17 protein-coding genes and 4 pseudogenes are annotated in these 20,597 nt (G+C 43.7%); 16 read left to right on the top strand and 5 right to left on the bottom strand.

Translation table 11 applies throughout. The annotated features are described in order from the left end of the window. Nucleotides 1-756 precede the first annotated feature (756 nt). Together FE392_RS17670 and FE392_RS17665 are read right to left on the bottom strand one after the other, a co-directional pair. Nucleotides 757-1,353, bottom strand: a pseudogene (locus FE392_RS17670) (pesticin C-terminus-like muramidase); the annotation flags it as partial. A 174-nt stretch (nt 1,354-1,527) separates the two neighbouring features. Next, a pseudogene (locus FE392_RS17665) lies at nt 1,528-2,157 on the bottom strand (phage baseplate assembly protein V); the annotation flags it as partial. Nucleotides 2,158-2,532: 375 nt separating this feature from the next. Between FE392_RS17665 and FE392_RS22170 the strand changes: the two are divergent. From FE392_RS22170 to glnB, 8 genes and pseudogenes are all read left to right on the top strand, one after another. Further along, nucleotides 2,533-2,625 (top strand): annotated as a pseudogene (locus FE392_RS22170) (IS1 family transposase); the annotation flags it as partial. Further along, nucleotides 2,594-2,742: pseudogene (nadS, locus tag FE392_RS17660) on the top strand (NadS family protein); the annotation flags it as partial. The pseudogenes FE392_RS22170 and nadS, both read left to right, overlap by 32 nt. Nucleotides 2,743-3,043: 301 nt before the next feature. Further along, a complete protein-coding gene (locus tag FE392_RS17655; protein WP_319931478.1) occupies nt 3,044-3,817 on the top strand; it encodes an aminoglycoside adenylyltransferase family protein in 774 nt (257 codons plus the stop codon). Between the two features lie 784 nt (nt 3,818-4,601). Continuing rightward, nucleotides 4,602-6,041: a sensor histidine kinase gene (locus FE392_RS17650; protein ID WP_319931477.1), complete on the top strand. Its 1,440-nt coding sequence runs from the start codon at nt 4,602-4,604 to the stop codon at nt 6,039-6,041. Between the two features lie 32 nt (nt 6,042-6,073). Continuing rightward, nucleotides 6,074-6,919 carry a two-component system QseEF-associated lipoprotein QseG gene (gene qseG / locus FE392_RS17645; protein ID WP_319931476.1) on the top strand — a complete coding sequence of 282 codons (846 nt, stop codon included), beginning with the start codon at nt 6,074-6,076 and terminating at the stop codon, nt 6,917-6,919. Further along, the gene (gene glrR, locus FE392_RS17640; RefSeq protein ID WP_319931475.1) at nt 6,919-8,256 is read left to right on the top strand and encodes a two-component system response regulator GlrR; all 1,338 of its coding nucleotides are present in this window, start codon (nt 6,919-6,921) and stop codon (nt 8,254-8,256) included. The genes qseG and glrR overlap by 1 nt, the downstream gene beginning before the upstream one ends. A gap of 177 nt (nt 8,257-8,433) precedes the next feature. Then, on the top strand, nt 8,434-10,056 hold the full coding sequence (locus FE392_RS17635; RefSeq protein WP_319931474.1) for an NAD+ synthase: 1,623 nt from the start codon (nt 8,434-8,436) through the stop codon (nt 10,054-10,056). 15 nt (nt 10,057-10,071) lie between these two features. Then, nucleotides 10,072-10,410 (top strand): nitrogen regulatory protein P-II, encoded by a 339-nt coding sequence (gene glnB / locus FE392_RS17630; protein WP_086113167.1) that lies wholly within the window; start codon nt 10,072-10,074, stop codon nt 10,408-10,410. On the opposite strand, the gene FE392_RS17625 is transcribed toward glnB, so the two are convergent. Then, nucleotides 10,407-10,550, bottom strand: coding sequence for a hypothetical protein (locus FE392_RS17625; RefSeq protein ID WP_319931473.1), 144 nt, complete (start codon nt 10,548-10,550; stop codon nt 10,407-10,409). The two genes, glnB and FE392_RS17625, sit on opposite strands and share 4 nt — an antisense overlap. Before the next feature lie 12 nt (nt 10,551-10,562). Then, on the bottom strand, nt 10,563-11,753 hold the full coding sequence (gene hmpA / locus FE392_RS17620; protein ID WP_319931472.1) for an NO-inducible flavohemoprotein: 1,191 nt from the start codon (nt 11,751-11,753) through the stop codon (nt 10,563-10,565). 359 nt (nt 11,754-12,112) lie between these two features. Between hmpA and glyA the strand changes: the two genes are divergently transcribed. Both glyA and FE392_RS17610 read left to right on the top strand, forming a co-directional pair. After that, nucleotides 12,113-13,366, top strand: a complete 1,254-nt coding sequence (gene glyA, locus FE392_RS17615) for a serine hydroxymethyltransferase (protein ID WP_319931471.1) — start codon at nt 12,113-12,115, stop codon at nt 13,364-13,366. 106 nt (nt 13,367-13,472) lie between these two features. Beyond that, the gene (locus tag FE392_RS17610) at nt 13,473-14,708 is read left to right on the top strand and encodes a 3-phenylpropionate MFS transporter (RefSeq protein WP_319931470.1); all 1,236 of its coding nucleotides are present in this window, start codon (nt 13,473-13,475) and stop codon (nt 14,706-14,708) included. 492 nt (nt 14,709-15,200) lie between these two features. Here the strand turns inward: FE392_RS17610 and suhB are convergent, their stop codons facing one another. Next, the gene (gene suhB, locus FE392_RS17605; RefSeq protein ID WP_319931512.1) at nt 15,201-16,004 is read right to left on the bottom strand and encodes an inositol-1-monophosphatase; all 804 of its coding nucleotides are present in this window, start codon (nt 16,002-16,004) and stop codon (nt 15,201-15,203) included. 378 nt (nt 16,005-16,382) lie between these two features. On the opposite strand from suhB, the gene trmJ reads away from it, so the two are divergent. The 6 genes from trmJ (at nt 16,383) to hscB (ending at nt 20,569) form a co-directional block, all read left to right on the top strand. Continuing rightward, nucleotides 16,383-17,138, top strand: a complete 756-nt coding sequence (trmJ, locus tag FE392_RS17600) for a tRNA (cytosine(32)/uridine(32)-2'-O)-methyltransferase TrmJ (protein WP_319931511.1) — start codon at nt 16,383-16,385, stop codon at nt 17,136-17,138. Between the two features lie 215 nt (nt 17,139-17,353). Then, nucleotides 17,354-17,848 carry a Fe-S cluster assembly transcriptional regulator IscR gene (iscR, locus tag FE392_RS17595; RefSeq protein WP_092507764.1) on the top strand — a complete coding sequence of 165 codons (495 nt, stop codon included), beginning with the start codon at nt 17,354-17,356 and terminating at the stop codon, nt 17,846-17,848. A gap of 79 nt (nt 17,849-17,927) precedes the next feature. Next, complete coding sequence (locus FE392_RS17590; protein ID WP_319931469.1) at nt 17,928-19,142, top strand: IscS subfamily cysteine desulfurase; 1,215 nt, start codon at nt 17,928-17,930, stop codon at nt 19,140-19,142. Nucleotides 19,143-19,166: 24 nt separating this feature from the next. After that, nucleotides 19,167-19,553, top strand: a complete 387-nt coding sequence (gene iscU, locus FE392_RS17585; RefSeq protein WP_319931468.1) for a Fe-S cluster assembly scaffold IscU — start codon at nt 19,167-19,169, stop codon at nt 19,551-19,553. A gap of 127 nt (nt 19,554-19,680) precedes the next feature. After that, nucleotides 19,681-20,004, top strand: a complete 324-nt coding sequence (gene iscA, locus FE392_RS17580; RefSeq protein ID WP_319931467.1) for an iron-sulfur cluster assembly protein IscA — start codon at nt 19,681-19,683, stop codon at nt 20,002-20,004. A gap of 43 nt (nt 20,005-20,047) precedes the next feature. Then, nucleotides 20,048-20,569 (top strand): co-chaperone HscB, encoded by a 522-nt coding sequence (hscB, locus tag FE392_RS17575; RefSeq protein WP_319931466.1) that lies wholly within the window; start codon nt 20,048-20,050, stop codon nt 20,567-20,569. Nucleotides 20,570-20,597: the final 28 nt, after the last annotated feature.

Genomic DNA, 20,597 nt, shown 5'->3' with positions numbered 1-20,597 from the left:
ATCTTTATTCCAGTATTAATTCTCTACCCCTCACGTGTATTGGGGCTTTTGGGATTTGGCTAATGCTTCGGTAATATCTTGAATGTTTCATCTATTTCTTTTAGATTTAAAATCGATAATTATGGTTTCACAGAATAAGTTAGGTTATAATGTGTTAATTTTAAAACGAATATTATCATGATCATTAAAGTTAAAATCTTTTATTTATCTTATAAAGTATGGTGAATTTGTGAAAAAGAATAATTAATGTAATATATAATGAGTGTAACCATACCCATTATACTTGAAAATACATCTATTATATCCCCGTGCAACGGGAATATAATAGATAGTAAAATAAGCTAGTGTTAATTTATTATGGGTGTTATTCTATAAATTACCATGGTGATATAAATATTTTAACTAAAAATATATTATCCAAGCATATATTCAACGTAATATTCCTTTACTTTATATTCATTGGCAAGACAGGTATTTGTTGTGACAATTTGAGCCTCTGTACCGAACGATTCAATTGAATCAAAAGCACACTTTTTAGAAATCATATTATCCCATGCGATCTCAAGAGCAATAACCACTTCATTTTTCTCTGGGCTTGATTCTAGTTGTCTTTTAACTGCTTTGACTTTTCTATCAATTTGATTGTTCAGTTTAACTTAGCTATTATGATTAATCACTCCCAATTGTAGGCTTTCATCTTCATTACCATATGCGTAACTCAAATGTGGAATACATAAGGAAATAATAATAAATAGTTTAATTGGATTCATAATAATCTATCCTTCTTGTGAATCTATCCATTGGGAGATTTGGCGGCCAGTTGCTTTTATTCTTTAAAATAATACCAAAGTTATCTATATCGCCAGAATATGCGTAGCGTTGCATTAGTTTTCGAGATGCGGGAGTATAATCTCCTCTATATCTAAGATCTATTAATATCACTTTTATTTTTTGAGGTATCTCATCCCAAGCCTGCTCTGGATCTATATTTGGGTTGCTATGGTATGCTAAAAGAGTATCTTTCTTTTGGCAAATGCGTTTAACGTCTTTTTCTAATCTATCATATGCCATATTGAATAGGTCATACTGTTGTTTTCTGGAAATGATAAAGTTTCTGATATTATCTGGCGCTGATGTATATTTTTCTTTAGCTTTTTCCCCGGTTATTCCCTGACATTCAAGTAACCAACTCTTCAATGGTTCAGATATATTTGCCTGTGTTAATTCATCATTTGCTTTGGCTTGTTGTCCTAAATCATAGCCACGGGCAATTGTTATCCCTGATGCACCACCGGGCCAATGTATTTTACGGGTAAAGTATATACTACTTTCCTTATCATTCCCTTCAGCATCAAAAGTTAACTGTCTTTTAGGTAGTACTTTGAGCCATTTCTGATCCATTTCATCATCTTTATCTTGATCTGGTTTATCTTGATCTGGTTTATCTTGATCCGGGTTTTTATTTTCTTTTTTATCTTCTTTTGGTTTTTTTGGTTCTTCCGGAGCTACCGGTGCTGCCGAAGGCACAGGGCCGCCTGATGTATCATTGCCAGCTCTGACACCCGTGTGTGTATGCGAATCCACGACCACGCCATTGGAACTTAAGATGCCTCCGGTATGTGCAATATTGCCCGTCATTTTGCCACCCTCGCGCACGATTAAATTGCCGGTGCTCAGTAGTTGTGTACAGAGGACTTCCGGTGTATCCAGTGTAATTCGTGTGCTGGCGACACAGGTGATTTCCGGTGCGGTAATATGGACAGATTCTGATGCAGTGACTGTGGCGGTTTTGATTCCAGTTACCGTCAATGCACCGGATTGCGGCTCATACTCCATCACGGCGCCATCAGGAAATACGGTATGCGTCGCTTCGGGTGATGTTGAAGGAGCCGGAAATTCATTGGAGAAAATCGCCGGCAATACAAAGGATGTGGTCAGTTCACCACCGATGGAAAGCAATAAAACCTGCTCACCGACACTGGGTGCCCACCATGTGCGGGAATTACCCGCTCTGGCGGTCAACCAGTGCAGCCAGTCGGTTTCAAGATTGCCTGTTGCGACCCGACACATGCCGTTTGTGGTATCGACTTGAGTAATAACCCCTGTTCGGATTAGATTTCTTAATAATCTTGTTAATTCAGTTAGTTGTGTATTCATAAAGTAGGGATGCTGAGTTGAGTATTCATGGCGTAAAGAATGTCATGAAACATCAGGTCAGACATTAACCCAGACTTGTATGAATACACAGACAAGTTGAAGACCTAACATCGTATTGAGCAAACTACTCTAGTGCTACTTTGCAGAGCTTACTGGCTTGTTTCATCATTCCTTCAAATATGGAATCACTGATATGTGAAGGGAAGATATCAGGTAGTTGGGTGGCGACATTTTGGATAACGTCAGGTGCTTGTTGTCCCATCTCCGTTACGAATATATTAAAAGTGATTCAGGTTCAATAAATACACTGAAATCTTTGGTCATGTATTAAATGGTTAGTTGCTGTGTAGACTTCCGGCTTTTTAAGGATGAACCATGGCCAAAGTCGACGTCTATTACCGCTATTGTCACAAATCAGAATCGGTAAAAGGAGATGGAAAAGGAAATGGCGAAGACTTTAGGTACCAGCCTTGACACTATGAAAGTTGGGAGCAAAAGCGTCGAAACCCCACCGGGTTGGCGGTAAAAGTGTTAGCTATTATCCAAGAAAATTCTAATTTCTATAAGACTCTTATGGCGCATTGATCAATGCGCTACATGATGATCTCAAAGGAATAACCAAAAAAAGGCATATCAACGTCTGATTTGCCAAATACCTTTACGACTCCTGAATAACCCATTGAGATATGCAATCGGATAATTGTGATTGTATAACGCCAGGAAGCATCAAGATAAGATAGTGCTGAAAACTTATTTGATGTTCTTTGTAAAGGATTTGAATATGATTATTCACTTTACTAACAAATTTGACAGCCTAATCTCAATTATTTGGTAATCCCTCAAAAACACCATCGTGTTTCTCTATTTAATTAAGGTAAAAAGTCGAGTGACAATTCCTCCAGAAGCGGATAAAGCATCGTGTGTTGTCCAGAAGCGGTTAGCGGAATCGTTGATTGCTGTCTATCTTCATGGTTCGACGGTGGCTGGTGGTCTTCGCCCCCGCAGTGACGTCGATTTGCTCGTAGTCATTGATCGGCCGATGACGGCAGGAGAAAGAGAATGCCTTGCTGCTGACTTAATGACGATATCGGGTCGCTACCCTTTTGATCCTAAAGGTCGTCGGCCTCTTGAGTTGATCGTTTTCTTGCGTGCCGATTTGGCGACATCACTTTATCCAGCCCGAAGTGAATTTATGTACGGCGAATGGCTGCGTCATGCCTATGAGGCAGAAAGCATTCCCGATTCTGTTTGTGATCCTGAAATTACTTTGGTGCTGGCTCAGTCACGGCAGGAAGCAATATCTCTGATCGGCCCGAATGCAAGCACTCTTCTACCCGCCATCCCAACCCCGGATATCCACAGGGCGATTAAAGATGTCTTGCCGGGTTTAATTCAGTCACTCAAGGGAGATGAGCGCAATGTTCTGCTAACGCTGGCGCGTATGTGGCGAACATTAGTGACGGGCGAGTTTGTCTCCAAAGATGTTGCTGCTGATTGGGCAGCAGCTCGTTTTTCGCCTGTACAGGCCGCAGTGTTAGCTGATGCGCGGGAAGCCTATTTATATGGGAGAGAAGAAGATTGGCAAAATCGCCAGCAAGAACTCCAGCTCACAATAAATTCACTGCACGAACATGTGTTAATGAATTTGCGTTTAATGTGATTCTTACGTTAAGTCTTGACCTTTTTAGCAACACAGATATACCAAATGAAACTTGTTCACAACATAAGCAGTGTAAAAAGAGAATGAAAAATATCTTGCCGCCAATGTGATGTTATTTATGAAACTCAGCAACGTGTCTCTATATAGCGACAATGCTATTTCTTGATGTCTCCAATAGGAGACATTTAATTGTTTGATATTAATGTGTAAATATTTACACGTGGCGAAGTGTCATAAATTGGCGACAAAAATAGGTGTTTAGTGTCAGAAAATATTAATTAAAAAATAAAATGTATTTTTGATTTTTTTAAATTATTAATAAAATCAAATGGATGAAAAATATTTTGCAACTTGGCACGTAATGTGCATAATACAGCGCAGTTGCTCATTCAACTTTTTATGTCGGCCCGCAAATAGGCGGAAACATGCCACATAAGCCCGGAATGATGCCGAAGTAAGGTGCCTACCGTCCAACTCAATGATACTCGCCTTCGGGCCTTATCAAACACAGGGCGACACGTGGAGTGAGGCACCACCTATATGCTCATCAAGCAGCATGGGGTATCCTCACTGGCGGGATAGTAAAAAAGTTACTATCCCGCCGTCATTATAGCGGGTTAAGCCTGCCCATCGCGCGTATGTACCATCTTCGTAATTTCTAGTAGTCTCCTGTTTTCGACCATTTCCAACATAAGAAAAGAAAGCGTTATTTCAGGGCTCATTATCTGGCAAATTGTTTCGCCATTTTATGTCGGTCAGCATCAATGTAATTACAGGTTATAAGATGATTTCTTTGAAAAAATGGCGTTTATTTCCCCGCTCACTGCGCCAATTGGTCGTTATGGCTTTTTGGCTCGTATTATTGCCATTATTGGTATTGGCTTATCAGGCTTATCAAAGCCTTGACCAGCTCAGTACCCAAGCCGCAGAAATTAATCGCTCAACTCTGGCTGATGCCCGTCGCAGTGAAGCGATGATAGGTGTTGCCCTTGAGATGGAGCGTAGTTACCGCCAATACTGTGTATTGGGGGATGCCAGGCTGGAGCAACTTTATCAACGCCAATACCAGAAATACGTGAATATGCTGGATAACCAGATAATGTTGCTGGCGAATACAGAGTACACAAAAAAGTTTAACGACCTATTGGCTGGCCTCACCAAAATTTCCTGTAGCAACGGCGTTCCTGAGCCCGAGACCTCCAAGCGGCTTGAAGAATTCTCTACCGCCAATAATCTCTTGGTACAAGAAACTCGAAACATCATTTTCAGCCGGGGTGAACAACTGCAAAAAGCGATTGCGGATAAAGGGCAGTTTTTCGGTTGGCAGAGTCTTATTCTGTTTCTGTTAAGTGCGTTCTTAATTGCCTTATTTACGCGTATGATTATCGGGCCAGTGAAGCGCATCGAACGGATGATCAACCGATTGGGCGAAGGGCATTCATTAGAAAACCAGATTGAGTTTTTTAAAGGGCCACGGGAGTTGCGATCGCTGGCACAGCGCATTATTTGGTTGAGTGAGCGTCTATCTTGGCTGGAATCCCAGCGCCATGAATTCTTGCGCCATATTTCCCATGAATTGAAAACCCCGTTGGCAAGTATGCGTGAAGGAACGGAATTGTTGGCGGATGAAATTGCAGGGCCGCTGACGATAGAGCAAAAAGAAGTTGTAGGTATTTTGGACAGCAGCAGTAAGCATTTACAACGACTTATTGAACAATTGCTCGAATATAACCGGAAACTGGCTGATGGTGCTGCGGAACACCAAATTGTACCCTTGAAAGAAATTGTAGATGGCGTGGTGCTGTCACACCAATTGCCGGCTCGCACAAAAAATATTCATACAAAAATTCAATTGGATATGGAAATTTGTTGGGCTGAACCTAATTTATTAACTAAAGTGATTGATAATCTCTACTCCAATGCAGTGCACTATGGCGCTGAATCCGGTAACATTTGGATTTCTAGTCGGCAAATGGGGAAAAATCTTCAAATTGACATCGCCAACACTGGAACACCGATTCCTGAAGTAGAACAGACCATGATTTTTGAGCCATTTTACCAAGGGAAACTTCAGCGCAAAGGTGCAGTGAAGGGAAGTGGGCTTGGCTTGAGCATTGCACAAGATTGTATTAAACAGATGGGGGGAGAACTTCATTTGATAAAATCCGAGTTTGCTGACGTATGTTTTCGAATTGAACTGCCATTTACCGCAGAGAATAACTGAATAATATGTATAACAGGTTTATTAATCACTTTATGACGAAAACGGAACAACAAAAGATTGAGATTCGGCCAGTAAACAAAATGGCTGTCATGCAGCCACTTCGGGCATGTGCTTCAATTTTGCGTTTCCGTGCTGTGTTGTTATTGCTTGTTCCCTCTTTATTGATCGGGTGTGCTAAAACTGGCGGAGCAGATAATTTAACAGCAATTGCACAAGCTATCCTGCCGGAGCAGACTGTCACGGATTATCGTCTTAAGGATTGTGACTTAATCTGGGATATATCAAAACCTGCGGCAATGGAAAATGGGCTGTATTGGCTGAGGTTTACAGATTGTACGGATAGGCTGCCTGTGGCGGATGCGCGCGAGATGGCAAAATATTTTGCTTTGGCTACCTGGTCGCAGGTATTTAAGCAGAGTATTCTGATTAATCGTGCTTCGCCGACATTGGCAGAACGCAAGAGAATTATCGAAAACATCAATCGGTATAGCGCTCAGTTCCCGGTGTCATTGCGGCCCTTGTTGCAATTATGGCGTGAACAGCAATACCTGAAAATCAATCTCGCCGAAGAACGTATTAAGTTTCAGCGATTCCAGCTCGACAGTGATAGCAAGATCGATCGCCTGAAAGACACTCGGGCACGCTTAGAATATGAACTTAGTTTAATATCACGCAAACTGGAAAATCTGACAGATATAGAACGTCAACTTTCCTCTCGCAAACAAGAGCAAAGCAATGTTGCCCACCCGGATGATGCAGGGCAGATAAACGATGCAGGTTCTTCATCCAGCCAACCAACACCGGAAGACAAACCAGCCATAAATGGGGAACATAAAGAAGAAACTCACTCCCCAGAAGAAACAGGAGTCAAACAATAATGACAGTGCGCAATCCCGCCCATCTTCTCTTAGTTGATGATGATCCCGGCTTGCTAAAATTATTGGGAATGCGTCTGACCAGTGAAGGCTTTCGTGTCACGACTGCAGAGAGTGGGCATGAAGCGTTACGCATATTGACGAAAGAAAAAGTCGATTTGGTGATAAGCGATTTGCGCATGGATGAAATGGATGGCATGGCGCTGTTCGCCGAAATCCAGAAACAGCATCCTGGCATGCCTGTCATTATCCTGACCGCGCATGGCTCTATCCCTGATGCAGTGGCAGCAACCCAGCAGGGCGTATTCAGTTTTCTGACAAAGCCGGTAGATCGCGATGCGCTTTATAAAGCGATAGATGATGCGTTGGAATTATCAACGCCTGCCATTGATGGGCAATGGAGCGAGCAAATTGTCACTCGCAGCCCTCTGATGTTGCGTTTATTGGAGCAGGCAAAGATGGTTGCCCAATCAGATGTCAGTGTTCTGATTAACGGCCAAAGCGGAACGGGTAAAGAAGTACTGGCCCAGGCCATTCATCGCGCAAGCCCCCGGGCCAAAAAACCGTTTATTGCGATTAACTGTGGTGCCTTACCTGAACAACTGCTTGAATCTGAATTATTTGGTCATGCCAAAGGGGCATTTACCGGTGCGGTCAGTAGCCGGGAAGGGTTGTTTCTGGCAGCTCAGGGCGGAACGTTATTCCTTGATGAAATAGGTGATATGCCTTTGGCTCTGCAAGTTAAGTTATTGAGAGTATTGCAGGAGCGTAAGGTTCGCCCACTGGGAAGCAACCGCGATGTCGATATTGATGTCAGGATTATTTCGGCTACCCACCGTGATTTGCCAAAAGCGATGCAGCGGAATGAATTCCGTGAAGATCTCTACTATCGATTGAATGTCGTTAATCTGAAAATTCCTGCATTGAATGAACGTGCAGAAGATATCCCGCTATTGGCTAACCACTTGTTACGCGTATCTGCCAAGCGCCATAAGCCTTTTGTCCGCAGTTTTTCCACTAATGCCATGAAATGCCTGATGGCAGCAAGTTGGCCGGGTAATGTCCGCCAATTAGTTAACGTTATTGAGCAATGTGTCGCGTTGACGACGGCGCCGGTCATTAGTGATGCTTTGGTGACACAGGCGCTGGAAGGGGAAAATACAGCGTTGCCAACATTTGTGGAGGCGCGTGGGCAATTTGAACTGAACTACCTGCGTAAATTACTGCAAATAACCAAAGGCAATGTAACGCATGCTGCCCGCATGGCAGGGCGAAACCGGACTGAATTTTATAAATTGTTGGCTCGCCATGAACTGGATGCCAGCGATTTTAAAGAGTAACTTTTCTTCTTGTTTCAGATATTCTTACACTGAATAAAAATTGTATACCCGCTGGATTTCGAGTCGCAGTTAATGAAGCTGTAATTTGGAAGATAAAGGGATGCAGCACTGCCTTGCTGGCTCGTTCAGGCTAAGCAAGACAGGTAGGTGAATTATGGCGTAGGAGAGCCGCATTCTATGAGTCGTACTCTTAATATTGGTCTTGCACAGTTAAATTGGCTGGTGGGAGACATTGAAGGCAACACTGAACGTATGTTGCAGACAGTACAGGATCAGCAAACTAAGGGGGCTGATCTGGTGATGTTTTCTGAACTGGCACTATCCGGTTATTTTCCAGAAGACTTATTGTTCCGTCTTGATTTTCATGAGCGCTGTCGTGAACAATTAATACGTTTGCAGAAAGCGAGTTCTCAGGTCGGTATTTTGGTTGGACACCCGTGGCAGCAGGATGGCAAAACCTACAATGCCCTGTCTCTGTTTTGGAAGGGGGAGATTGTCGCCCGTTATTTCAAGCAGTTATTGCCTAACTATGGCGTTTTTGATGAAGAACGTTATTTCGAAGCAGGTCAGCAAAACTGTGTTATACCTTTCAAAGGTTATAATTTGGGCTTACTGATTTGTGAAGATTTATGGTTTGATGCTCCGGTTGATGCCCTGAAAAAAGCTGGCGCTGAAATGATTCTCTCGATTAATGCCTCTCCTTATAATCGTGAAAAACCCAATATTCGCAGTACATTGATCAAAAACCATTGTCAGCGTACCCAGTTGCCAATCATTTACCTCAATCAGGTTGGCGGGCAAGACCAGCTTATCTTCGATGGTTGTTCCAAAGTGTTCGATGCCGATGGTGAAGTCACCCATCGCATGGCTGCGTTTGAAGAGCAGATTGAACAATGCCGCTTCAATGATATGAACATTGAACTGATGGCGGATCCCGTTCCTCAATTGCCACCGCTTGCACAAATTTATAAGGCACTCGTCCTTTCTGTGCGGGATTATGTCCAGAAAAACGGTTTTAAAGGGGCGCTGCTTGGCCTGTCTGGTGGAATTGATTCGGGGCTGACGCTGGCAATTGCCGTTGATGCATTGGGTAAAGACCACGTACAAGCAGTCATGATGCCATTCCGCTATACCTCAGAAATGAGTATCCACGATGCGAGAGAACAGGCGGAATTACTGGGGGTTGAATTTGACGTGGTATCCATCGAACCCATGTTTGATGCCTTTATGACACAGCTTGAGCCAATATTTGCCGGAACGGCAAAAGACACGACAGAAGAGAATTTGCAGGCGCGTTGCCGGGCGGTTATCTTAATGGCGATGTCAAACAAACGCCATCGCTTGGTGCTGACCACCAGTAACAAAAGTGAATCAGCGGTAGGTTATTCTACTCTGTATGGAGATATGGCCGGTGGTTTCAATGCGTTGAAAGACGTGCCTAAAACGATGGTATTTGCATTATCGAATTACCGTAATACAGTATCCCCGGCGATTCCTCAGCGTGTGATTGACCGTCCACCGTCAGCGGAATTGGCACCGGATCAGCTAGATCAAGACAGCTTGCCGCCGTATGACATATTGGATGCAATTCTTGAGGGATACGTTGAAAAAGACAAATCTGTTGCTGGCTTGGTGGCAGAGGGTTTTGATGAAGCCATTGTTCGTAAGGTGATCCGTCTGGTTGACATCAACGAATATAAACGCCGTCAGGCACCTATCGGGCCACGCATTTCACAACGTGACTTTGGGAAAGACAGGCGCTACCCGATTACTTCTGGTTTCGGGCGTAAGAACTGGTAATAACAGGAAAACTTCATGAAAAAGATTGATGCAATTATCAAACCTTTCAAGCTGGATGATGTGCGTGAAGCTCTGGCTGAAGTGGGTATCACTGGTATGACTGTGACAGAAGTAAAAGGGTTTGGTCGCCAGAAAGGGCATACCGAACTCTATCGCGGTGCTGAGTATATGGTGGATTTTCTGCCAAAGGTCAAAATAGAAATTGTTGTACCGGATGATCTTGTTGATACCTGTGTCGAGACAATCATGCAGATTGCACAAACGGGTAAAATCGGTGATGGCAAAATTTTTGTTTTCGATGTTGCCCGTGTTGTGCGCATTCGCACCGGTGAGCAGGACGAAGAAGCCATTTAGAGAAAAACAGTCATCAACTCTGCTCCTGTGGGGGCAACCGCAGTCACTCGATAAATAAACTCACTCCCCGTCCTTGTTGTGGCAATTTCTTTAGGGCGGGGAGATGTTTGATTTTTCTGCCTTACTTCACGAAACTTCATTAATAATGCAGGCTAAATCACTTTGTGTGGGCCAAAGCATTCATAGTGCATATGTTGTTCATCAACGCCCATTGCCAGAAGCTGTTTGGCGATATATTGCATGAAAGCGACAGGCCCGCAGAAATAATATTGCATCCCTTCTGCCATGAGTGAATCTTTTACAAAAGATAAATCCATGAATCCGGTGTGCTGATAGTCTGTGTTTGGTTGATCTATCTCTCTTGGCTCACGATACCAAACTTGTGAATATAGGTTGGGCATGGCATCGGAAATCTGATTAATTTTGTCTGAAAATGCGTGATAACCACCGTGCTCTGCTGCGTGGAACCAATTTACTGTGCCCGTATGGTTTTGATTGTATAAATGCTCGAGCATACTCATCATGGGCGTTAAACCAACGCCTGCGGAAATCAGTGTAACCGGGGTGTTCTTTTGCACATTAAGGAAAAAATCACCGCGCGGTGCCGCCAACATCACGATACTGCCTTCATGTACTTTATCGTGCATATGGTTTGAAACCTTGCCTTGTAACTCACGTTTAATGGCAATTTGATAGCTGGTGTTGTTTGGCGCTCCTGTCAGCGAATATTGGCGAATTTCACGGTTCTCAAATGCTGGATCATCCAGATAAATCCCGATGTATTGTCCGGGCTTGTAATCCATGATTTTGCCGCCATCAACAGGCACAAATTCAAAACTGGTAATAACATCGCTTTGCGGCCGTTTTTGCTTGACCCGGAATTGGCGCACGCCACGCCAACCGCCGGCCAAGGATTCTCCATCCTGATAAATTTCTTCTTCCCGATTGATAAAGACACCGGCTAACACATCATAGGCTTTTCCCCAAGCATTGAGAACTTCATCTCCGGGATGGAACATTTCATCGATCGTTGCCAGCAGGTGTGTTCCTACAATTTGGTAATGTTCAGGCTGAATATTCAGGCTTGCGTGTTTATGGGCGATTTTTTCCACAGCGGGCAGCAGAGCGGACAGGTTATCAATGTTGGAAGCGTAGGCACACAGTGCATTGAAAAGTGCTTCACGCTGGGCCCCATTCATTTGGTGGCTCATGTTGAAAATATCTTTTAATTCAGGGTTATGCTTGAACATGCGTTCATAAAAATGGGCCGTCAATTTCGGGCCGGTAGACACTATCAAAGGAATGGTGGATTTGACTGTGTTAATAACATGACTGTCTAGCATGGGGATCTCCCGAATTTTTCTCAGTGGGCATTCGAACTTATAAGTTGCATTTTAAATGCATCTTTTTGGGCTTGGGAATACACCAAATCAAAAAAAGAAGATCATCTTGATATAAATCAATAAATTGAAATTTTAATGCCGATAAACCTTGATTGAGATCACAAATATTCTTGATAAATTTGAAATCGCCAGTCCTGCTATTTGCAGTTTATCCTTCCATCCGCAGTTAATAGCCAATGCAAACGTTTGCGCAAAATCTTCTGTCAAGACTATCTCATTAGAGAAAAAGAGTTTACACTGTGTGGCATTCTGTCCCTCAGGGGTGATTTTTAGAGATGTAGCTGAGTCAGGAGAACCTAATGTTAAAGCGTGAAATGAATATTGCGAATTATGATCCCGAACTGTGGCAAGCGATGGAACAGGAGGTTTGTCGTCAAGAAGAACACATTGAATTGATTGCCTCTGAAAACTACACCAGCCCAAGAGTTATGCAGGCTCAAGGATCTCAGCTCACTAACAAGTATGCCGAAGGTTACCCAAATAAGCGTTACTACGGTGGTTGTGAGTATGTCGATGTGGTAGAACAGTTGGCAATTGATCGTGCAAAAGAACTGTTTGGTGCCGATTACGCCAACGTCCAGCCGCACTCTGGTTCTCAGGCAAATGCCGCAGTGTATATGGCGCTGTTGCAACCCGGTGATACTGTTTTAGGGATGAATCTGGCACACGGCGGTCATTTGACTCACGGTTCTCCAGTTAACTTCTCTGGCAAACTTTATAACATCGTGCCTTATGGTATTGATGACAGCGGTAAAATCGATTACGACGATATCCGAACCCAAGCGCAAACACATAAACCAAAAATGATCATCGGTGGCTTCTCTGCTTATTCCGGTGTGGTTGATTGGGCGAAGATGCGTGAAATTGCGGATGAAATTGGTGCTTACCTGTTTGTGGACATGGCTCATGTGGCTGGCTTGGTAGCCGCAGGCGTTTATCCAAACCCAGTTCCTCATGCCCACGTTGTAACGACAACAACGCATAAAACACTGGCAGGCCCACGTGGTGGTCTGATTCTGGCGAAAGGCGGTGATGAAGATCTCTACAAGAAATTGAATTCCTCGGTTTTCCCAGGCTCTCAAGGCGGCCCATTGATGCATGTGATTGCCGGTAAAGCCGTCGCCCTGAAAGAAGCTATGGAGCCGGAATTTAAGGTCTATCAGCAGCAAGTCGCCAAAAACGCCAAAGAGATGGTCAATGTATTCCTGCAACGCGGCTATAAAGTTGTTTCTGGGGAAACTGAAAACCATCTGTTCCTGCTGGATCTGGTGGATAAAAACATTACCGGTAAAGACGCTGATGCGGCTTTGGGGCGTGCCAATATCACTGTGAACAAAAACAGCGTGCCTAACGATCCTCGCAGCCCATTTGTGACTTCCGGCATTCGTATCGGTACTCCGGCAATTACTCGCCGTGGCTTCAAAGAAGCTGAAACCCGCGAACTGGCAGGTTGGATTTGTGACGTGTTAGAAAACATCAATGACGAATCCGTCATTGAAAGCGTGAAACAAAAAGTACTGGCAATCTGCGCAAAATACCCGGTTTACGCATAAATTAAAATAAAATATCAATAACACTACGGTGTTATTGATAATTAAAGCCCGACTCATAACCATAGTTTTGAGCGGGTTTTTTCATATAGAAAGTGGGGGCATTTGGATGGTTGTTCCATCAACATTTTGGCTGGGCTTAAGTTATTTCACCTATTTTTTCTCTTTCGGCATTTTCCTGCCATTTTGGTCTGTGTGGTTAAAAGGTGAAGGTATTGAGCCTTCAATGATAGGCATAATACTGGGGGCAGGGATGATCGCCCGTTTTCTCGGCAGCCTATTCATTTCTCCTATGGTAAAAGACCCGTCCAAATTAATTAACGCGTTGAGAACCCTTTCGTTATTGGCATTATTTTTTGCTATTGGGTTCTCAATGAATAGTTATTGGGTGTGGCTTTTCTTTGTCATAATTTGCTTCAACTTATTCTTCTCACCACTAATACCTTTATCAGATGCCTTAGCAGGCACATGGCAAAAACAATTTCCGTTTGATTATGGCAAAGTCAGGGTTTGGGGCTCAATTGCATTTGTTATCAGCTCTTCACTGACAGGCATATTAATGTCTTCCAACGGAATAGATTTATCCATCAGTAGCTTAAACTTAGGGTGGAATATCTCATTTGACCGCCTGAATAGTTGGGTTGGCAGTAACTTGTTTGGAACGCACCATATTATTTTGGCTTTTTTGATTTTCAGTGTCACTGCCATGTTATTGGGAATGATGTTGAAACCTTCAATTATGCCCGTAGGCAAAATGAAATCAGCAAATACCAATTCAGTCTCTTTTAAGGAGCTTCTGTCTGAAAAATCGGTATGGCAATTTCTAATATGCGTGACGTTATTACAGGCTGCACATGCGGGTTATTACAGCTTTGGCTCCATTTATTGGGAAAGCGCAGGTTATTCTTCATCAGCCATTGGTTATCTCTGGTCATTAGGGGTTGTGGCAGAAGTTATTGTTTTCACTTTCAGCAATAAACTATTCCGCCGTTGGAGCGCCCGTAACTTATTTTTGTTGTCTGCCGTGTGTGGGGTACTGCGCTGGGGGTTGATGGGGGCATCAACCGAATTGTATTCATTGATCATCATTCAAATTTTACATTGTGGTTCGTTTACCGTTTGTCATTTAGCCGCGATGCGTTTCATCGGTGCCAGAAAAGAAAACGAAATAATCCGGTTACAGGCAACGTATTCTGCCTTGGCAATGGGAGGCGGTATTGCAGTCATGAGCATCATTGCCGGTTTTATGTATGAAAGCATCGGCAGCGGCATATTTTGGATGATGGCGATCGTCGCAGCTCCAGCTTTATTTATAAGACCAAAAGTGGAAGCTCATGCCCACTGATTGAAAAATCAGGAACCAAAAAACAACAGAACGTTGTTTGTAGATAGTCAAAAACTCCGCTTAAATAGCGGAGTTTCAGATTATTGACAAAGTGCTGTTTTTTTATCCGGCACTTTGTTTTAATCAAATTCCGTTCACCCGACGGAGCTTGCCACCATGTTAAGAGTTCCTTCTCCCAGGCGTTGTTACTTGATGATCTCGTGCCTCAAATAAAACATCATCTGGCCCGCAAAGTCGATACCGCCATTGGTTTCGAATTTACCCATAAGCCATTCATGTTTCTTTAATTATCTTAATAATGGTCATCCCCATGATTGACTCGATCATATTGATAAAGAAAGTAGCAATAATCGTTTGGTAGGGCAGAAACAAAGCAACAAAAAGGGCAGGAAAAAACAAGAAAATGTGATGATAAAGACAACAAACCCCACTATTTTTCATGAGGCTTGCTTATGCACAAACCACCTCATTTAAGGTGGTTCTGCTGAAAAATTAACGCTTCAGAGCTTCCGTTAATTCTTCACGCATTTCAGACAGAATATCTTTAACAACACGTGGGCTACCTGCAACGATGTTGCCGGAAGTGAGGTAGTTATGGCCACCGACAAAATCGGTAACAATGCAGCCGGATTCACGTACCAGCAATTCACCACCCAAGAAATCCCACGGTTTTAAACCAATTTCAAAGAACCCATCGACACGTCCAGCCGCAACATAGGCCATATCCAATGCCGCAGAACCTGTGCGGCGGAAATCGGCACAACGGCCAAATAATTTACCCACTACATTAATATAAGGGATGCTGTGCTGCTTGGCTTTGAATGGGAAACCGGTTGCAAGAACAGTACCATCCAAATCACGGGCATTAGAGCCACGCAGGCGATAGCCGTTCAATTGAGCGCCCTGACCACGGGTCGCGGTGAACAACTCATTTCGCATTGGATCGTAAACCACTGCCACTTCAGTGCGGCCTTTCATGCGCACGGCAATGGAAACAGAAAAATGTGGGAGACGTTTGATAAAGTTAGTGGTGCCATCCAGTGGATCGATAACCCATTGAATATCGTTGTCTTCACCTAAGTGCTCACCGCTCTCTTCGGTAATAATGGTGTGTTTAGGGTAAGACTTACGAATAATGTCGATGATCAGCGTTTCAGCTTCACGGTCAACATTAGTCACGAAATCATTACTGCCTTTTTGGCTCGCCTCAATGGCGTTAGGGGTTTCGTAGCTTTTGGCAATATGGTTGCCGGCTTTACGCGCAGCGCGTATAGCGATGTTTAGCATCGGATGCATGGGTATCTTCCACAGGATGTTAAAGAACGGGAAACAAATCGGCGCGCAGTATAGCAGTAGTTTTTCAAAATAACTATACCCGTCGTCTTTCAAGTTGCCTCTTTGTTGGCTGCGCTCATTCACCCCGGTCACATAGTTATCTATGCTTCCGGGAATTATGAGAGGCTCCTGCCTCTCACAGGGGGCCAGCCTTTGGCTGTTCAAATTCGTTCCCGACGAATTTGTCATTCCGTTGCCACCGCGATGCACCTTGAAATCCATAGGGTATATACCTGTCGTCTTTCAAGTTGCCGCCAAATCGCCAACAAAGCTGTGAAAGACGGCAGGGATAATGTTGTGTTAAGATATTCGGCTCTTATACTGAACTTAAAAGCCGTCATGCTAGAGAATATCCGCATTATTCTGGTAGAAACATCCCATACAGGTAACATGGGATCCGCTGCCAGGGCCATGAAAACAATGGGGTTAACCAATCTGTATCTGGTAAATCCGCTTGTTCAACCTGACTCTCACGCGATTGCACTTTCAGCCGGTGCGAGTGATGTTATCGGCGCAGCCAAGATTGTGAATACATTGGATGAAGCCTTGGCCGGATGTGAACTGGTCATCGGAACCAGCGCCCGTTCCCGCACTTTGTCTTGGCCGATGGTTGAGCCGCGTGAATGTGGTGAACGTTGTGTCAAAACTGCCAGCCACTCTCCGGTTGCGATTGTATTTGGTCGTGAGCGTGTGGGTTTGACGAACGAAGAACTGCAAAAGTGTAATTACCATCTTTATATTCCAACCAATCCAGAATATGGCTCATTGAATCTGGCTATGGCCGTTCAATTGGTGAGTTATGAAATTCGTATGGCATTTCTGGCGGGGCAGGAACAACAGAAAAACGCAGAGGCTTCGCCCAATAAAAGAATTTCTCCAGATGATGAAGCAGAATATCCGACAATCGAGGATATGGAGCGTTTTTATCAACATTTGGAACGCGTATTGGACGCATCTGGCTTTATTCGCAAAGCACACCCGGGTCAGATAATGAACAGACTAAGACGGCTTTATACCCGCGCTCGGCCTGAAACTCAGGAACTGAATATTCTGCGTGGTATACTGACATCCATGGAAAAATGGGCCAAAAAATAACCTTGGCACAGACAGTAATAACGTATTAGCACAATATGGTAATCCATAAGGTATACGGCAAAAATCAGGTAATATACTGAAATTATACGGAAAGTAGGCGGTGAAAAGGTAAAAGGCAGCCAAATAATAGTTGACCAAATTACTAGGTTAAATAGTTGACTAAAATACTCAGGAATGCCACAATTTGAACCATATTTCACCATGGAGTTTTTGTTATGAGACTGACATCAAAAGGACGTTATGCGGTAACTGCCATGCTAGATGTGGCGTTGCATTCACAAGAAGGGCCGGTTCCATTAGCCGACATTTCTGAACGTCAGGGAATTTCACTTTCCTATCTTGAGCAGTTGTTCTCCCGCCTGCGTAAAAATGGTCTGGTTTCTAGCGTCCGTGGTCCAGGTGGCGGTTACTTACTGGGTAGGGAATCCAGCAAGATTTTCGTTGCCGAAGTTATTTCAGCTGTTGATGAATCAGTTGATGCCACACGTTGCCAGGGGAAAGAAGGTTGTCAAGGTGGCGATCGTTGCTTGACCCATGCATTGTGGCGTGACCTCAGTGATCGTATCACGAGTTTCCTGAGCAGCATCAGTTTAGAAGAATTAGTGAATAATCAAGAAGTGTTAGATGTTGCTGATCGCCAAGACAGCGATAAACGCCGTGCGCCTAACGGCAGACTTCAAGAGACGATTAACGTTAACCTACAGGCGTAACCTTACGGTAAATACTTGTTGTAGCAAATACTTATTGTAAAACAAAAGTATTAAAAGTGTCTTACGGAGCATGTGAGCAATGAAATTACCCATTTATTTGGACTATTCAGCAACAACACCAGTCGATCCACGTGTTGCTGAAAAGATGATGAACTATCTGACAATGGACGGGGTTTTTGGTAACCCAGCTTCCCGTTCACACCGTTTTGGCTGGCAGGCCGAAGAGGCGGTGGATATTGCGCGTAATCAAATTGCTGATTTAGTCGGAGCAGACCCGCGCGAAATCGTATTTACCTCAGGTGCAACTGAATCAGACAATCTTGCTATTAAAGGTGCTGCAAAATTTTATCAGAAAAAAGGCAAGCACATTATTACCAGCAAAACTGAGCATAAAGCGGTTTTAGATACTTGCCGTCAATTGGAGCGGGAAGGTTTTGAGATCTCCTACCTTGCGCCAATGAACAATGGCATGATTGATCTGAAAGAGCTGGAAGCCACCATGCGTGAAGACACCATTCTGGTTTCCATCATGCACGTCAATAACGAAATCGGAATCGTTCAGGATATCGTGACCATCGGCGAAATGTGCCGCAGCCGTGGCATTATTTTCCATGTTGATGCCACTCAAAGCGTGGGTAAATTGCCAATCGACCTCAGCAAACTGAAAGTCGATCTGATGTCTTTCTCTGCGCATAAACTTTATGGGCCGATGGGTATTGGTGCACTGTATGTTCGCCGCAAACCTCGTGTGCGCATTGAATCACAGCAGCACGGTGGTGGTCATGAGCGTGGTATGCGTTCAGGTACATTACCTGTTCATCAGATAGTAGGTATGGGTGAAGCATACCGTATCGCGAAAGAAGAACTGGAATCAGAATCAGAACGTCTGCATGCTTTACGCCTGCGTTTGTGGAACGGCATCAAAGATATCGAAGAAGTTTATCTGAACGGTGATTTAGAACTGGGTGCGCCGCATATTCTTAATGTCAGCTTCAACTATGTTGAAGGTGAATCACTGATGATGTCACTAAAAGATTTGGCTGTATCTTCGGGTTCAGCATGTACCTCCGCAAGTTTAGAGCCTTCTTATGTCCTGCGTGCACTTGGCATGAATGATGAACTGGCACACAGTTCTATTCGTTTCTCTTTGGGGCGTTTTACCACAGAAGAAGAAATAGACTATGCAATCAAGTTGATTCACAACGCGATTGGTCACTTGCGTGATCTTTCTCCATTGTGGGAAATGTTCAAGCAGGGTGTGGATATCAGCACCATCGAATGGTCTCATCATTAATCAGACGGTTTCAGGAGTAACGATATGGCTTACAGCGACAAAGTAATTGATCACTACGAAAATCCACGCAATGTTGGTTCATTCGACAGTGAAGACCCTTCAGTTGGTAGTGGCATGGTAGGTGCACCTGCTTGTGGTGACGTCATGCGACTGCAAATCAAGGTTAACGATGAAGGTATCATTGAAGATGCCCGTTTTAAAACCTATGGCTGCGGCTCGGCGATTGCATCCAGCTCTTTGGTAACAGAGTGGATGAAAGGAAAATCGCTGGATCAGGCTGAAGCTATTAAAAATACGCAAATCGCAGATGAATTAGAGCTGCCACCAGTGAAAATTCACTGTTCTATTCTGGCAGAAGATGCGATTAAAGCAGCCATTGCTGACTACAAGAACAAGCATCAGGCGAAGTAGCCTTCTTTCATAGAATACCTTCTTTTGTAGACGCATGTTTTTCACGAAACGGTTCACAAGAAGAAAATAATTTTGGTGGATATTGGTTCAATATCCACCTTTGCTGGTTTTAATAGTGAGGTGTTGTATGTCAATTTCCCTGACAGAAAGTGCAGCCCAGCGTATTTTGACCTTCCTTGACAATCGAGGAAAAGGTGTCGGGTTGCGTTTGGGAGTGAGAACATCCGGCTGCTCTGGCATGGCATATGTACTTGAATTCGTTGACATGATTAACGAAGAAGATCAAGTTTTTGAAGATAAGGGTGTAAAAGTTATCGTTGATGGTAAAAGCATCCTTTACCTTGATGGTACTGAGTTGGATTTTGTGAAAGAAGGCCTGAATGAAGGTTTTAAATTCAACAACCCCAATGTTTCCAGCGAGTGCGGCTGTGGGGAAAGTTTCAACGTTTAATCCCATTTTTTGACTCCGCACTTTGCGAAATCAAGAGTAACTTATGGACTATTTTACTTTATTTGGGCTGCCTGCGCGTTATGCGATTGACCGTGAACTGTTGGCAACCCGTTATCAGGAATTGCAACGACAGTTTCATCCTGACCGTTTTGCCAATCAGCCAGAACGTGAAAAAACGCTGGCACTTCAACAAGCAGCTACCATCAATGCTGGCTACCAAACGCTGAAACATCCCCTGAAACGTGCGGAATATATGCTGTCTCAGCAAGGGTATAATCTGTCCAGCGAACAGCACACCATGCAGGATACTGATTTCTTGATGCAACAGTTGGAATTGCGTGAAGAACTCGATGCTATTGAACGCAGTTCAGATCCAGAAACAGCACTGTCTGGTTTCTCATCTCGCTTGAATAAAATGATTAAAACGCGCAGTGAGCAGATGGAACAACAACTAGACGTTGCTGAATGGTCAATTGCAGCCGATACCGTCCGTAAATTACGCTTTTTGGATAAATTGCAACAGCAGGTTGAATTGCTGGAAGAACGGCTATTGGACGATTTTTAGCTCATTAGCTATACCCAATGGATTTCAA

The sequence above is a fragment of the Xenorhabdus santafensis genome (assembly GCF_033949405.1).
GTDB classification, from domain to species: Bacteria; Pseudomonadota; Gammaproteobacteria; order Enterobacterales; family Enterobacteriaceae; genus Xenorhabdus; species Xenorhabdus santafensis.
Note: the sequence above shows the minus strand (reverse complement) of the source record. Positions and strands in the feature narration are given on the sequence as shown.